We start from the raw sequence: 14,680 nt of genomic DNA, 5'->3' as shown, positions 1-14,680 counted from the left end.
GCGCCGGACCTCAGCGACCGAGGGCGGCGAACCGGCGTACCGCCAGCGGGAAGAACACCACGAGCAGCGCCAGCGGCCACACCGCCGCGAGCGGTCCGGCGTGATCAGCCGCCCAGGAGCCGCCGCCGGCGCCCGGGTTGCCGCACAGGTCGCGCACCGCCGCCGCGGTGGCCGAGAGCGGATTCCACTCGACGGCGGAGCCCAGCCATCCGGGCATGGTCTCCGGCACCGCGAACACCGTGGAGAGGAAGCCGACGGGCCAGACCAGGATCTGCACCGCCTGCACCTTCTCCGGCCGCCCGGCCACCAGCGCCAGCAGGATGCCGAGCCACAGCATCGCGAACCGCAGCAGCAGAAGCAGCCCCAGCGCCCCCAGTGCGGGGGCCAGCCCCTCGTGCCACCGCCAGCCGACCGCGTAGCCCGCCGCCCCCGTCACCAGCAGCCCGGCGGCCGACTGGAGCATGTCCGCGAGAGCCCGGCCGACCAGCACCGCTCCGGACGCCATCGGCATCGAGCGGAACCGGTCCACGACCCCCTTCTCCAGGTCGCGGGTGACCGCGAGCATGGTCGACTCCAGGCCGAAGGCCATGGTCAGCGCCAGCATGCCCGGCACCAGGTACTCGGCCGTGCTGCCCTCGACGCCGCGCCCGCCGCCGACCAGATACGTGAACATCAGCAGCAGCATCACCGGGAACACCAGGCCCACCACCACCTGCGCCGGCTGCCGGGCCCAGCGGGCCAGTTCGCGCCGGGTCATCGTCCATGAGTCGGACACCGCCCACATCACCGCGCTCATGCCGCGGCCTCCTTCTCGTCACCGCTGCCCGTCAGGGCCAGGAAGACCTCGTCCAGCGTCGGCCGGCGCACCGCGATGTCCTCCGCCTCGATGCCCGCGTCCGCCAGAGCCCGCACGGCCCCGGTGAGCGCCGCCATCCGGTCCGCCGTCGGCGCTCCGACGGTGCGCCGGTCCGGGTCCGTCACCCTGCCGCCGTCGAGCAGGGCCGCCGCGCGCGCCAGCTGGGCGGCGTCGCGTACGACGACGTCGACGCGGTCGCCGCCGACCCGGGCCTTCAGCTCGTCGGCCGTGCCCTCGGCGGCGACCCGGCCGCCGTCGACCAGCGAGATCCGGTCCGCGAGGCGGTCGGCCTCCTCCAGATACTGCGTGGTCAGCAGGACGGTCGTGCCGCCGCCGACCAGCGAGCGCACCGCCGCCCACACCTCGGCCCGGCCGCGCGGGTCGAGCCCGGTCGTCGGCTCGTCCAGGAACAGCACCTCGGGATCGATGATCAGTGAGGCCGCCAGGTCGAGCCGCCTCCGCATGCCCCCGCTGTAGTCGCGGACCGGTTTGCGGCCGGTGTCCGCGAGGCCGAACCGGTCGAGCAGGGCGTCCGCCCGCGCCCCGGCCCGGCGTGCGCCCAGGTGGTACAACCGGCCGAACATCTCAAGGTTCTGCCGCCCGGACAGCTCCTCGTCGAGGGCCGGGTGCTGGCCCAGCAGCCCGATCCGCCGGCGCACCTCGGCCGGCCGCCGCCGTACGTCGTACCCCGCGACCTCGGCACGGCCCTCGTCGTACCTCAGCAGCGTCGACAGGATGCGGACCACCGTGGACTTCCCGGCCCCGTTCGGCCCGAGCACCGCGTGCACGGTCGAGCGGCCGACCGCCAGATCCAGTCCGTCCAGGGCGTAGGTCCCTCCGTAGCGCTTGCGCATTCCCTCGACCACGATCGCGTCCCGCAATCCAGCACACCCCCGGCAGTCCAGTAATCAAACTTGACTAGTAGGTCGAAGGTAAACGACCTCGGGGCATTCGTCAAACTTGATTAGTGGGCGTCGCCCGGGTCCTGGACCCCGGTCGCGTACGGGTTCTCCTCGCCCTCGGCCAGTACGCCGACGAAGGGGTCGCCCTCGCCCGCGAAGACGTAGGCACCGGCCTCGATCCGGGCGATCAGGCCGCGCGTCCACTCCGCGCCCGCGTCCGCCGAGTGGACCCAGAAGTTCATGACCTCGCCGATGTGGCCCAGCTGCTCCGGGCCGCCCTCGGGGAGGTAGTGCTCGGTGACCGCGGCGCGCCAGGCCGCGAGGTTCCTCAGGCGCTCCCGGAGGAGGGCCACCGCCTCGGCCCGTTCCAGGTCCACGATGAAGCCGATGCCCGCCGAGAGGACGTCCATCTTCTGGTCGTACGAGGTGAGCGAGGCCCGCAGCAGGGCGAAGTACTCCTCGGTGCCGCGCTCCGTGATCTCGTACTCGATGCGCGGCGGTCCGCCCGCCGTGCTCGGGGCCACCTCGTGGGCCAGGAGCATGTCCTGCTTCGCGAGCTGTTTCAGCGCGTGGTAGACGGAGCCGGGCTTGGCGTTGGACCACTCGTGGGCGCCCCAGTACTCCAGGTCGTTGCGGACCTGGTAGCCGTGGGCCCGGCCGTGCTGGCGTACGGCACCGAGGACCAGCAGCCGGATCGCGGACATGCCCTCCACCTCTCTGGTCAACCCGACCAGCGTAGCGGGACGCGTGTCCGGCGAGGTCAGAAGGGGAAGACGCTGCGGCCGTGCTGGACGGAGATCCACTTCTGGGTGGTGAACGCGTCGACCGCCGCGTCCCCGTTCATCCGGCCCAGACCGGAGTCCTTCTCGCCGCCGAACGCGATGCCCGGGTCGTCGTGCACGGTGGAGTCGTTGACGTGGAACATCCCGCTGCGGATGCGCTGGGCGAACCGGACGCCCCGCCCGGTGCGCGCGGTGTGCACGGCGCCGCTGAGGCCGTACGGGCTGTCGTTGACGATCCGCACCGCCTCGTCCTCGCCATCGAACGGCACCAGCAGCGCGACCGGGCCGAAGATCTCCTGGTGCAGCAGCGGGGAGTCCTCGGGCAGCCCGGTGAGCACGGTCGGCTCGACCAGATTGCCGCGCACCCGCCCGTGCACCCGGGCCTCGGCCCCCTCGGCGATCGCCTGGTCGACCAGGGCGGCCAGCGCGTCGGCGTGGAAGGTGTTGATGACCGGGCCGATGCGGGTGTCGGGCTCGCGCGGGTCGCCGGTCTTCAGGGCGGCGACGCGGTCGCAGAACTTCTCCGTGAACTCCGCGGCCACCGGGCGGTCCACCAGGATGCGGTTGGCGGCCATGCAGACCTGACCGGAGTAGATGAACCGGCTGAAGACGGCGGCGTCGACCGCGTAGTCGATGTCCGCGTCGTCCAGCACCACCAGGGCGCTGTTGCCGCTGAGTTCGAGGATGGTCCGCTTGAAGAGGGCGCCCGCGGTGGCGGCGACATGGCGGCCGACCCGGTCCGATCCGGCGAAGGAGATCACCTGGGGCACGGGGTGCTCGATGAACGCGTCGCCGATCTCGGCTATGTCGGTGACGACCACGTTGAGCAGCCCGGCCGGCAGTCCGGCCTCCTCGAAGATCCTCGCGACGAGTCCGCCGCCGACGACGGGCGAGTTCTGGTTGGCCTTGACGACGACCGCGTTGCCGAGGGCGAGGGCCGGCGCGACCGACTTCATCGTCACCAGGAGCGGGAAGTTGAAGGGGCTGATGACACCGACGACCCCGACGGGCAGCCGGTAGAGCAGATTCTCCCGGCCGTCCGCGGCGGAGGGCAGGATGCGCCCTTCCGGTGAGAGCGCCTGCCGGGCGGCCTCGCGCAGGAATTCCTGGGTGAGGCTCAGCTCGTACGCGGCCTTGGTGCGGGTGCCGCCCAGCTCGTCGATGATCGCTTCGGTGATCTCGTCGGCCAGCTCCTCGGTGACCCGCAGCGCGCGCTCCAGGACGTCCCGGCGGCGGTACGGACTGGCCGCCGCCCATTCGCCCTGCGCGCGCTCGGCGGCGCGGTAGGCACTGTCCACCTCGGCGGCGGTGGCGATGGTGATCGCGGCGAGCTTCTCACCGTTGTACGGATTGAAATCGATGATGTCCCAGGAGCCGGTGCCCGTACGCCATTCACCGTCGATGTACTGGCCGGCCAGCTCTTGGAAGAAGGACATGCGATCCCTTAACTCAGGTGCAGACTCCTGTAGGAGCGCCATCGTACTGAAAATTCAGGAGAGTTGGAGAAGTCCTCGGAGCAGGTCACGACTCTCCTCCGGGTCCGGGCTCTCCTCGTGGAGCCGCGTCATCGCCTTTTCGTACTGGGCGACTTCCTCGTCCTTGTCCAGATAGAGCGCGCTTGTCAGCTGCTCCAAATACACAATGTCCGACAGATCGGATTCGGGGAATCGCAGCATGGTGAAGGACCCGCTCTCACCGGCGTGCCCGCCGAAACTGAACGGCATCACCTGGAGCGTGACGTTCGGCTGTTCCGACATATCGATCAGATGCCGCAATTGCGCCCGCATCACTTCGCGCCCGCCGTACGGGCGGCGCAGAGCCGCCTCGTCCAGCACGGCGTGGAAGCGGGGCGCCCGCTCGGAGACGAGGACCTTCTGCCGTTCGAGGCGCAGGGCGACACGGCGGTCGATCTCGGCGGACGACGCGCCGCGCATGCCCCGGGAGACGACCGCGTGGGCGTAGTCCTCCGTCTGCAACAGTCCGTGCACGAACTGGACTTCGTAGATCCTGATGAGCGAGGCCGCACCCTCCAGACCGACGTACGTCTGGAACCAGCCGGGCAGTACGTCCCCGAAACTGTGCCACCAGCCCGCCACGTTGGCCTCCCGGGCCAGGGCGAGCAGGGAGTCGCGCTCCGCCTCGTCCGTGACGCCGTAGAGCGTGAGCAGATCCTCGACGTCCCTGGCCTTGAAGCTCACCCGTCCCAACTCCATGCGGCTGATCTTCGATTCGGAGGCCCGGATCGAGTAGCCGGCCGCCTCGCGCGTGATGCCTCGCGAGTCACGCAGTCTCCTGAGCTGAGAGCCCAGCAGGATGCGCCGCACCACGGACCCACTCGACTCGCCTGCCGCCACTGGTCCAACCCTCCCCATCGCTTCCTGGCATCGGGGCTCCCCCTGAACCCCAAGAGCCGGATTCTGCCATCAAAACGCTTCGCCCCGTACTCATTCGATTACGGAAATGGGAAGAGCTTGGGAAGACGGCGAAACCGGGACGAGGAAGAAATGACCAAGAACCGGACGGCGTCGGACAGGTCCGGCGCGTGCACGTGCATCTGCCCTTGCATCTGCTGTGCGCATTCGGAACCATGGAGCCCGCGCACCTGCGTTCTCGTTCGTGTTGTGCCGCTGTCGCCGGTACGGAGTACCGGTCCAGCCGCGATTCCCGGGAGTGCCTCGCATGGGGACGAATGGATCGACGATGCTCGAGCCGTTACGGCAGGGGCTTCCTCCCATCGACCCCTCGGCCGTCTCCGGGTCGGCCACCTGCACCCTGCCACCGCACTACGAAGCGGTCGGCGGCGCCCGGCAGTTCACCCGGGCGACGCTGGGGGGATGGGGCCTGAGCGAGCGTTTCGACGACGTCGCTCTCGTCGTCTCCGAACTGGTCACCAACGCCCTGCGGCACGCCCTGCCGGCCGACGCCCCGCGCGAGCCCCAGGAGCCGCCCGTACGGCTGCACCTGATGCGCTGGACCTCGCGGCTGGTGTGCGCGGTGCGCGACCCGAGCCAGGCGAGCCCGGTCGCCTCCGAGGCGGCGGACTCCGCCGAGTCGGGCCGGGGGCTGTTCCTGGTGGAGTCCTTCAGCGACTGCTGGGGCTGGCACCCCTCTCCCGTACTGACCGCCGAGAGCGCGCCGGGCACGGCGGCTCACCGAGGCAAGGTCGTCTGGGCTCTGTTCAGACTGACCGACCCGGTGTGACGGGGGCGGTGCGACCGGCCGGCGCACCGCGTGGCACACCGCCCGAGGGCTGAACACCGCTGGTTTCCAGCGGGGTTCGGCCCTCTGTGGTGTGCGGGCCCGTCAGCCCACCAGGTGGTCGAACTCCCCGTCCTTCACACCGAGGAGCAGCGCCTCTATCTCGGCCGGTGTGTAGACCAGCGCCGGCCCGTCCGGATGGCGCGAATTGCGCATCGCCACATCTCCGTCGGGCAGTTTCGCGAACTCCACGCAGGACCCCTGGGAGTTGCTGTGTCTGCTCTTCTGCCAGACGACTCCGCGAAGCTCTGTGGCCGCCATGCCGTTGTACACGTGGTGCACAGGACGCTCCCCGAGTTGCAAGGTGCAAGTGTCAACTGTCCCGGATCATAGCTGTGTTCAATTCTTGCTGCATGAGCGGATGCACGAGCGGATGCACGTGCACGCGGGGTGTTGTCGCGATTACAGCTTTCGCTGAAGGAGACGTATGAACGGCCTCCCCGGCTCCCGATTCCGGGAGTTGGCTTCGCGGCACCCCTGGCGACCCACTGGTAGCTTGGATGGCCATTCGTCTTCCAGGGGGAATTCCACATGTACAAAATCGCACGTACCGGCGCAGTCCTCGCGACCGGTCTGCTGACCGCGCTCGCGCTCACCGGTTGCGGAAGCGACGGCGACAAGGGGGACTCGGGCAAGGACTCGGGCTCCAGCGCGAGCCCCACGGCGGGCGGAAGCGGCGACGCGTCCTCCAGTACGGACGGAGGCTCGGACGGCGGCTCCGCGGGTGACGCGAAGGCGCTGGAGGGCGCCTGGGCGGGCCAGACCGACGGCCAGGCCGTGGTGCTGTCCGTGGCCGCCGGGGCGGCCGTCGTCGTCGCCGAGTCCCATGTCTGCTCGGGCACCGTCTCGGGCGAGGGCAAGCCGGCCCTGGAGCTGAAGTGCGCCGACGGCGACGCCACCCGGATCACGGGGGAGGTCGAGTCCAACGACGGCAAGACCGTCGTGATCACGTGGGGCAGCGGGACGAAGGACACGCTGAAGAAGACCGACTCGGACGCGCTGGAGGGGATCCCCGACATCCCCGACCTCCCCGGCATGTCGGACCTGCCGACGCCGTGACGCCGTGACGCCGGGTGCCGTGCCGCCATGAGGCCGCGGGGCTACGAGGTCAGGCCCCGCGAGAAGTCCTCCAGGGCGTCGAGGACCAGGGCGACGTTGTTGCGTACGAGTCCGGCCCCGGCGGAGCGCGGCGGCCCGCCCTCCGCCGCCTCTTCCTCGCGCGCCCGGCACTCCGCGTCCCAGCGCTCCAGCGCCTCCCGCACCGGCGTCCAGTCCGGCACCCGCCGCTCCCGCACCGCCTTGGCACCCCGGTCCGTGGCCCGGCGCAGCGCGTCGGCCAGCGTGGCGGCCCCCGGCACGGGTGTGGCCCCGCTGCGCGGGATGTGGGCCTCCAGGAGCATCGCGACCCGGCCGAGCTGGGCCAGGGAGTGCTGGGTGGCGTCGGCGGCGGCGTGCGAGAGGCCCCGGTGGCGCACCGGTTCGTGCCGGGCCGTGGCGACCGCCTCCTGCCAGGCGACCCGGGCCTCGCGGGTGGCGAGCAGGGCGTGCCGCACATCGCCCTGGCCGCGTTCGGCCGGGTCCGCGTACTGGTCCACGACCGCCGCCGCGTACCGGCCGTCCGCCTTCAGCCAGTCGCCGAGCCGGGTCCGCAGGCGCGGGGTCTCCCAGGCCGGGTAGACGGCGTACGAGATCATCGCCAGGAGCCCGCCGGCCAGGGTGAGGAGCACCCGCTCGAACACCGTCTGGCCCAGGTCGTCGCCGGCCATGCCGAGCAGGAACACGACGTACGCGCCGACGCACGCCTGGGCGACCGCGTAGCCGGTCCGCATCAGCAGGTACATCAGCAGGGCGCAGACCACGGCGAGGGCGGCGAGCGGTCCGGTGCGCGGGTGCGCGGCCTCCACGATCGCGGAGGCGAGGAAGACGCCGACGAGGGTGCCGCCGAACCGGGCGACGGCGCGGGAGTAGGTCTGGGAGAACTCCGGCCGCATCACCATCACCGCCGCCAGGGGCGCCCAGTAGCCGTGGCCGAGCGGCAGCAGGCGGCCCAGGAGGTAGCCGACCGCGGCGACGGCGGCCAGCCGGATCGCGTGCCGCAGGATCGGGGAGCCGTGGTGCGCCTCGCGGCGCATCGCCCCGACGACGACCGGGGCGAGGCGCAGCAGCCCGGGACGCCGGTGGTGCTCGGCGGGCAGCCGGGTCTCCTTGATGGCGTCGGCGGCCTCTTCGGCCCCGGCCCGCTCCTCCTTGGTGCCGTCGCCCTCGGCGGCCTCGATGACGTCGGAGAGCAGGGCGGCGAGCCGGTCGGCGGCGCGCAGGGGCGGGCCGGTGAGCAGGGCCCCGGTGTCGGGTGTCTTCAGCGCGGCGACGGCCGGGGCGGGCAGCTTGACCGGGTCGCCGTTGCGGATCGCCCGGGCGGCCGCGTCGAGCAGCGCTCCGGCGGCGGCCAGCAGCTCGCGTACGCGGTCGCGCTCGGGTCCCTCGGCGGGGACGCCCATGGCCGGGTCGGCGAGCGAGGCCAGGACGGGCCTGATGCGCTCGGCGACCCCGCGTGAGCCGTGCAGTTCGGCCGGGCGGCGGCGGGCCTCCCGGGCGGTGACGGCGGCGGCCCGGCGCGCGACCATCAGCGGCTCCGGGTCGAAGTGGGCGACCGGGTCGTGGCGCAGCCGCCGGGCGTAGTCGGCCTCGGCGGCCAGTGCGTCGGCGAGCGCGTCGCGCTGGGCGCCCCATCTGCGGATCGGGAAGAGCACGATCAGCGCCGCCTGGACCACCCCGCCGAACATGATCATCGCGCCGTGCAGGGCCGCCTGGGCGACGGAGGTCGGCAGGGTGATGGTGACGAGCATGATCGCGACGTTGGACGCGGCGATGATGCCGCCGGTCGGGCCCGCCGCCCAGGCCAGCCCGGCGAGGAAGGTCCAGATCACCAGCAGGGCCACGAACAGCAGGAGATGGGTGCCGGTCACATAGCCCACGAAGGTGGACAGACCGAGGCTGAATCCGGAGACCAGGGCGAGGAAGGGGCGGGGGCGCCAGCTGCGCTGGAAGGTGGCGATGGCGGCCTGGAACGCGCCGAACGCGGAGCTGGCGGCGACCACCGGTCCGAACAGCGCGAGGCTCACCCCGATGACCAGGGCGAGCCCGGCCGCGCCGCGCACCGCGACCAGCGGTTCGAGGCGCCGCCGCTCGATCTTCAGGCCGGTGCGGGCGGTCTCCTTCAGCGCCCGGAGCCAGCTCATGTGCCGAGCCTAACCGGAATCACCGTTTCGCCCGAGTTGTGGGGCCGGGCTGAGTGGGCTCAGCGCCTGATGCCCTTCGCCTCCCCGCCCACCCGGGCCCGGTCCGCCGCCCGCGTGCCGTGCGTCCAGCCGTCCAGGTCCGTCGCGCCCCTGACCCGGGTGGTCGTGGTGCGGGGGAACATCTGCTCGGCGGCCTCGGTGACCGCGAGGTCGCGGGCGGCCAGGACCGGGAGCAGCGCGGCGTCGGCGACCGTGTCGTCCTCCGCCTCGGCCGTGGCGCGGGCGGTGCCGTCGGCGAGGCGGCTGCCCAGGCGCTGGGCGTAGGCCATCAGGAAGGACTGCCGGAACGTCTTGGTCCGCTTGCGTCCGCCGGCGCGCTGGCCCGCCTCCGCGCGGGTCATCGCGGCCGTGCCCTGGACGAGCAGCGAGGTGTGGAGCAGTTCGACGGCCTCCAGGTCCGCCTCGAAGCCGATGACCGTGGCGAAGCCCAGGTCGCTGTTCCAGACGGCCTGGCAGCGGTTCGCGGAGGCCACCGCGTCGAGCAGGATCGCCTTGGCCGTCTCGTAGGGGGCGTCCACACCGATCCGGCAGGCGCCGGGGGTGCGGTCGCCGTGCGTACGGGCGGCGAGGAGGGCCTCGTCGATGCTGTGCCGGGCCATCAGCTCCTGCGCCTTGGTGGTCAGCGCCTCCGCCTCCTCCGGGTAGCCCGTCGCCTCCGCCTTCGCGAGCAGGGCGCGGATGCGGGTGAGCATGCGGGGCTCCCCGGCGGCGGGCGGCCGGGTCAGGGCCTCGCGCGCCGCACCCGGCGGGGGTCCGACGGGCTCGATGGCCGGGAGGGCGAGCAGCAGCCGGTAGAGGGCGAGGAGCGCCGAGGCGTACGAGAAGCGGTCGGGGCGGCCCGGGGGCGGTGCGGCGGGCAGCTCGTCCAGCTGGGACCGCCAGCGCGGCGGCAGCTCGTCGTAGCGGCGGACCTCGGAGGCGATGAGCCCGGCGGCCAGGCCCGCCGCGTGCTCGTCCAGGTCGCGGCGGACGAGGCGGACGACGTCGGCGGGGAGCCAGCCGCGCTGCCAGGCCCGCCGGACGAACTCCTCGCCCCGGCGCGCCAGCTCCGCGTCGGCCTGCGGGGCGGCGGCGAGCAGCGAGGCGCCGGCGTCGAGACCGGCGTCGCCCTCGGTGTAGAGGGCGGCCGCGAACGCCTGGTCGATCACCGATTCCATGAGGTCAGCGTAAGCAAGCCCTGTCCACAGCGGTCTCCACAGGCTGTGGATATCGAACGCGCGCACGAAATCCCGGCTCCGGGGCGTTGTCAGTGGCGGGTGCCAGACTCGACCGTATGACCGAACGCTGGGCGCTGGCCGTCACGGAGGGCGGGGGCGCGCGCCTCGCTCCGCTGGACCGCTCCGGCCGGCCGGCGGGCCCGGTCCTGACCGAGCCGGACCTCGCGGAGGCGGTCCGCTCCCGGCCGGACGTCACCCGCTGGGTGTGGCGCTCGACGGCCGGGGTCTACCCCCGGCTGCTGGCCGCCGGGGTGCGGGTCGAGCGGGCTTACGACGTGGAGGCCGCCGAGTCCCTGCTCCTCGGGCACGAGGGCCGGCTCGGCGAGCCCCGGTCGGCCGCCGCCGCACTCGCCCGGCTGCGCGGCGGCCCGGTGCCGCCCGATCCGCCGCCCCGGTCGGCGGAGCCCGGCTCCCAGTCCTCCCTGTTCGAGCCGCCCTCGGGCCCGGAGCTGCCCTTCGACGCGCTGACCGAGGTGTACGCGGCGCAGCTCGCGCGCCACGACGCGACGGACCGGCCGGACCGGATGCGGCTGCTGACGGCCGCCGAGTCGGCGGGGATGCTGGTCGCCGCCGAGATGAACCGGGCGGGCCTGCCCTGGCGGGCCGATGTCCACCGCGAGGTGCTGCACGAGCTGCTCGGCGAGCGGTACGCGGGCGGTGGCGAGCCCCGCCGCCTCGCCGAGCTGGCCGACGAGGTGTCCGCCGCCTTCGGCCGCCGGGTGCGCCCGGATCTGCCGGCCGATGTGGTGCGGGCGTTCGCGCGGGCCGGGATCAAGGTCCGCTCGACGCGCCGCTGGGAGCTGGAGTCCCTGGACCACCCGGCGGTCGCGCCGCTCGTCCAGTACAAGAAGCTGTACCGGATCTGGACCGCGCACGGCTGGAGCTGGCTCCAGGACTGGGTGCGCGACGGCCGCTTCCGCCCCGAGTACCAGCCGGGCGGCACGGTCTCCGGGCGCTGGACGACCAACGGCGGCGGGGCGCTCCAGATCCCCAAGGTGATCCGGCGGGCCGTCGTCGCGGACGAGGGGTGGCGCCTCGTCGTCGCGGACGCCGCCCAGATGGAGCCCAGGGTGCTGGCCGCGATCTCCCGGGACCCGGGCCTGATGGAGGTCGCGGGCCACGAGGGCGACCTCTACACCGCACTGTCCGACCGCGCCTTCCACGGCGACCGCGACCACGCCAAGATCGCGCTGCTCGGTGCGGTCTACGGGCAGACCTCCGGCGACGGCCTGAAGAATCTGGCGGCCCTGCGGCGCAGGTTCCCGCGCGCGGTCGCGTATGTGGACGATGCCGCGAAGGCGGGCGAGGAGGGCCGTCTCGTGCGCACCTGGCTCGGCCGGACCAGTCCTCCGGCGGCCGGGCACGGTGAGGACGGGGAGGCGGGCATCCCGCAGGAGGAGGACGGGGCGCGCTCGGAGTTCACGCCCGGCTACGCCTCGTCGGACGCGCGGGCGCGCGGCCGGTTCACGCGGAACTTCGTGGTCCAGGGCAGCGCGGCGGAGTGGGCGCTGCTGCTCCTGGCGGCCCTGCGCCGGGCGATCGCCGCCGCCGGGCTCCGGGCGGAGCTCGTCTTCTTCCAGCACGACGAGGTGATCGTGCACTGTCCGCTCGCGGAGACGGAGGCGGTCGTGGCGGCGCTCCGGGAGGCCTCCGGGGTGGCCGGACGGACGGCTTTCGGGGAGACACCGGTGCGCTTCCCGTTCACCACGGCGGTGGTGGAGCGCTATTCGGACGCGAAGTGACAGGGAAGCGCCGCTCCGACGCCCCGCGCGACATGTACAGGTGAAACGGCCCGGGACCGAACCCCCTCCGGCCCGGGCCGTGCGTCCACGCGCCCCGGGGAGAGAGCCCGGGACGCGTGGGCGCGGCGGTTACGGCCGCTCCGCCGTCTGCCTGTCTACCCGCGTTCCCACAACGCGGGGACATTCGGCGGCTCCCAGCCGGTCAGGGCGGTGTGAGCCTGCAGACAGCGGTAGGCGACCCCGCCGTATGTGACGCGGTCTCCCGCGGTGTAGGCCGTCCCCGCCGCCCAGGTGCCGCCCGGTTCGGTCGGCGGGTCGGTCGGGTCGGTGGGCGGATCGGTGGGGTCCTGGGCGACGTCGAGGACGAAGTCGAAGCTGCCCTCCTTGCCGGAGCCGACCGCCCGGACGTTCATCAGGAGCGCCGCGTCGTACAGCATGTCGGTGCTGTTGCGGGGCTCGCCCGGGAAATACAGCTGGGTGGTGAGGATGCCCGAGCCGGGGGCCTGGGCCTTCACATGGATGTGCCGGGTGCGGCCGGGGTAGAGGCCGGGCACGATCGTGGTGAGCGTGAACGCGCCGTTCTGGTCGGTGAACTGGTGGCCGCGGAAGGCGTAACCGCTCATGTCGTACGCGCCGTTGGTGTCGGCCTGCCAGAAGTCGAGCAGCACGCCGGGGATCGGGCGGCACTCGCGCCCGAAGACGTAACCGCTGACGGTGAGCGGGACGCCGGGCGTGGACGAGGTCACCAGGCTGGTGCGGAGCGGGGAGTTGGGCTTGAAGTACGGGCCCTCGATCTGGTCGTGCGTCGGCTCGTCGCCGTCGTCGCAGTCCGGGGTCGGGGCGAGCGGCCCGCCGGTGTTGCCGGCGTCGCGCGCCAGCGCCACCCCGCCGCCCGCGAACAGCGGTACGGCGGTGGCCACGAGCGCCGCCTTGAGGAGGGACTTGCGGCTGATCGCGGGACCGCCCGCGGCTTCGGCGGTGGGCTCGTTGCTCTCGGGGGATGCGGGGGGCATGGCTGACGGACTCCTCGGGATGGTGGGGAAGGGGCACGTGCGCGGTGCGGGGCCCGGGGCGGTGTCGGTCGCCCCGGGCCGTTCCTCGATCGCCTGAGGGGCGGGGGGTGTTCCGGTGTTACACGGCCTGCCACAGGGCCGGGACGTTCGGCGGGGTCCAGCCGGGCTGCGCCAGGTGGGCCTGGAGGCAGCGGTAGCTCGCCGAGCCGTACGTCACGACGTCACCGGCCGCGTAGGAGGTGCCGGCCGCCCAGGTGCCACCCGGGTTGGTCGGCGGGTCGGTCGGGTCCGGCGGGGTGGTGGAGCCGTTGGTGACCAGGGTCAGGCCGTACGCCTGGAGCGCCGGGTTCAGCGGCTGGAAGTAGGTCACACCGCCCTGCGAGCAGTTGCCGGTACCGCCGGAGGTGACGCCCTGGGCCTGGCTGCCGGAGATGAACGAGCCGCCGGAGTCGCCCGGTTCGGCGCAGACGTTGGTCCGGGTCACCCCGGAGACGGTGCCCTCCTGGTAGGTGACGCTGCTGTTGCGCTGCTGGATGGTGCCGCAGTGCCAGCCGGTGGTGGAGCCGGAGCGGCAGACGGACTGGCCCTCGATCGCCTCGGTGGAGCCGGTGACCGTCACGTCGCCGTTGCCGTAGCCGTTGACCAGCGGGCGCGGGGTCCAGTTGGTGTTGGTGGCGACCCAGGAGTAGTCGCGGCCGGGGAAGGTGGAGCCCTGGAACGAGCCCTGGGCCTGCTGGTTGTAGCCGCTGGTGGAGACGCCCGGGGTCCCGCAGTGCCCGGCGCTGACGAAGCCGCCCTGGGTGCCGCGCTTGACGGGGAAGCCGATGGAGCAGCGGCCGGAGCCGTTCATGTAGTACGCGTCGCCGCCGCGCAGGTCCGCGAAGGTACGGGGCTGCTCGGTGGCGTGCGCGATCCTCACCAGATCGCGGGAGACGCCCGCCCGGGCGAGGAACGCCTCGGCGGCGGACGCCTTCCCGGCCTGGACGACGACGCGGTTGGTGCTGACGTCCACGTACCAGCCGGGGACGCCCTTCGGCGCGGTGCGCAGCGCGACCCGGTCCAGCGCGGCCTTGGCGGTGTCCAGCTCGGCCAGGCTGTGGCCGACGACCTCGGCGCGGGCCCCGGCCTCCGCGATGCGGGCGGCGTCCGAGGCGTCGGTGGTGGAGACCGTCAGGTTGCCCGCGTCACCCGAGACGCGGGCCCCGGCGAAGTTGTCGCCGAGCGAGTACCGCAGTCCGGCGGTGACGGCGGTGGCCCGCGCCTCGTTGGCTATGCGGCCGCGGGCCTCGGAGGCGGTCAGCCCGAGGTCGCGCTGCATGGCCTTCAGCAGTCCGGGCGAGAGCTGCGCGGCGTCCGTCGTGACGGCGGGGGCGTGGGGGGCGGGGTCGGCGGACGCGGTGCCGGTCAGCCCGGCGAGTGCGAGCGCGCCGACGGCCACGGTGGCGGTACACGCGGCCAGGGCCCGCCTGCGGAGCATGGATCTCTCCACGGAACTCTCCTTGATCTGGGGATCGCTTCGGGGGAAGCGGTGCGGGGGAATTCGCCGCCAAGGTAGCTGCGTACACGTCAGCTCCAGGAGATCCCGTCCGCCCCATCGCGCCGCGTTATGGG

Annotated in this window: 13 protein-coding genes; 3 read left to right on the top strand and 10 right to left on the bottom strand. The window is 73.0% G+C overall.

Translation table 11 applies throughout. The features are described 5' to 3' along the window. Positions 1–10: 10 nt before the first annotated feature. The 5 genes from ACZ6C6_RS20185 to ACZ6C6_RS20165 all read right to left on the bottom strand — a co-directional run bounded on the left by ACZ6C6_RS20185 (position 11) and on the right by ACZ6C6_RS20165 (position 4,912). Complete coding sequence (locus ACZ6C6_RS20185) at positions 11–796, bottom strand: ABC transporter permease (protein ID WP_469204592.1); 786 nt, start codon at positions 794–796, stop codon at positions 11–13. After that, positions 793–1,737, bottom strand: a complete 945-nt coding sequence (locus ACZ6C6_RS20180) for an ATP-binding cassette domain-containing protein (protein WP_469204590.1) — start codon at positions 1,735–1,737, stop codon at positions 793–795. The genes ACZ6C6_RS20185 and ACZ6C6_RS20180 overlap by 4 nt, the downstream gene beginning before the upstream one ends. An 83-nt stretch (positions 1,738–1,820) precedes the next feature. Continuing rightward, positions 1,821–2,462 (bottom strand): PadR family transcriptional regulator, encoded by a 642-nt coding sequence (locus ACZ6C6_RS20175; RefSeq protein ID WP_469204698.1) that lies wholly within the window; start codon positions 2,460–2,462, stop codon positions 1,821–1,823. A 56-nt stretch (positions 2,463–2,518) separates the two neighbouring features. Then, the gene (locus ACZ6C6_RS20170) at positions 2,519–3,976 is read right to left on the bottom strand and encodes an aldehyde dehydrogenase family protein (RefSeq protein WP_469204588.1); all 1,458 of its coding nucleotides are present in this window, start codon (positions 3,974–3,976) and stop codon (positions 2,519–2,521) included. Between the two features lie 54 nt (positions 3,977–4,030). Continuing rightward, the gene (locus tag ACZ6C6_RS20165; protein WP_469204586.1) at positions 4,031–4,912 is read right to left on the bottom strand and encodes a helix-turn-helix domain-containing protein; all 882 of its coding nucleotides are present in this window, start codon (positions 4,910–4,912) and stop codon (positions 4,031–4,033) included. 328 nt (positions 4,913–5,240) lie between these two features. Here ACZ6C6_RS20165 and ACZ6C6_RS20160 point away from each other — a divergent pair, with 328 nt between their 5' ends. Further along, positions 5,241–5,741 (top strand): ATP-binding protein, encoded by a 501-nt coding sequence (locus ACZ6C6_RS20160; RefSeq protein WP_469204583.1) that lies wholly within the window; start codon positions 5,241–5,243, stop codon positions 5,739–5,741. A gap of 102 nt (positions 5,742–5,843) precedes the next feature. Here ACZ6C6_RS20160 and ACZ6C6_RS20155 read toward each other — a convergent pair whose 3' ends face one another. After that, complete coding sequence (locus ACZ6C6_RS20155; protein ID WP_018102227.1) at positions 5,844–6,080, bottom strand: DUF397 domain-containing protein; 237 nt, start codon at positions 6,078–6,080, stop codon at positions 5,844–5,846. A gap of 249 nt (positions 6,081–6,329) precedes the next feature. On the opposite strand from ACZ6C6_RS20155, the gene ACZ6C6_RS20150 reads away from it, so the two are divergent. Then, complete coding sequence (locus ACZ6C6_RS20150; RefSeq protein ID WP_469204580.1) at positions 6,330–6,857, top strand: hypothetical protein; 528 nt, start codon at positions 6,330–6,332, stop codon at positions 6,855–6,857. Positions 6,858–6,898: 41 nt separating this feature from the next. Here the strand turns inward: ACZ6C6_RS20150 and ACZ6C6_RS20145 are convergent, their stop codons facing one another. Both ACZ6C6_RS20145 and ACZ6C6_RS20140 read right to left on the bottom strand, forming a co-directional pair. Beyond that, entirely contained in the window at positions 6,899–9,037 is a 2,139-nt protein-coding gene (locus tag ACZ6C6_RS20145) for an FUSC family protein (RefSeq protein ID WP_469204578.1), read from the bottom strand. Positions 9,038–9,096: 59 nt separating this feature from the next. Further along, positions 9,097–10,254, bottom strand: a complete 1,158-nt coding sequence (locus ACZ6C6_RS20140) for a DUF2786 domain-containing protein (RefSeq protein ID WP_469204575.1) — start codon at positions 10,252–10,254, stop codon at positions 9,097–9,099. 116 nt (positions 10,255–10,370) lie between these two features. On the opposite strand from ACZ6C6_RS20140, the gene ACZ6C6_RS20135 reads away from it, so the two are divergent. Next, positions 10,371–12,056, top strand: coding sequence for a bifunctional 3'-5' exonuclease/DNA polymerase (locus tag ACZ6C6_RS20135; RefSeq protein ID WP_469204573.1), 1,686 nt, complete (start codon positions 10,371–10,373; stop codon positions 12,054–12,056). Between the two features lie 155 nt (positions 12,057–12,211). Here the strand turns inward: ACZ6C6_RS20135 and ACZ6C6_RS20130 are convergent, their stop codons facing one another. Continuing rightward, positions 12,212–13,069, bottom strand: coding sequence for a dioxygenase family protein (locus ACZ6C6_RS20130; RefSeq protein ID WP_469204571.1), 858 nt, complete (start codon positions 13,067–13,069; stop codon positions 12,212–12,214). Positions 13,070–13,187: 118 nt separating this feature from the next. Then, positions 13,188–14,546, bottom strand: a complete 1,359-nt coding sequence (locus ACZ6C6_RS20125) for an alpha-lytic protease prodomain-containing protein (protein ID WP_469204697.1) — start codon at positions 14,544–14,546, stop codon at positions 13,188–13,190. Between the last annotated feature and the right edge of the window lie 134 nt (positions 14,547–14,680).

The sequence above is a fragment of the Streptomyces sp. NPDC041814 genome (assembly GCF_055590565.1).
Note: the sequence above shows the minus strand (reverse complement) of the source record. Positions and strands in the feature narration are given on the sequence as shown.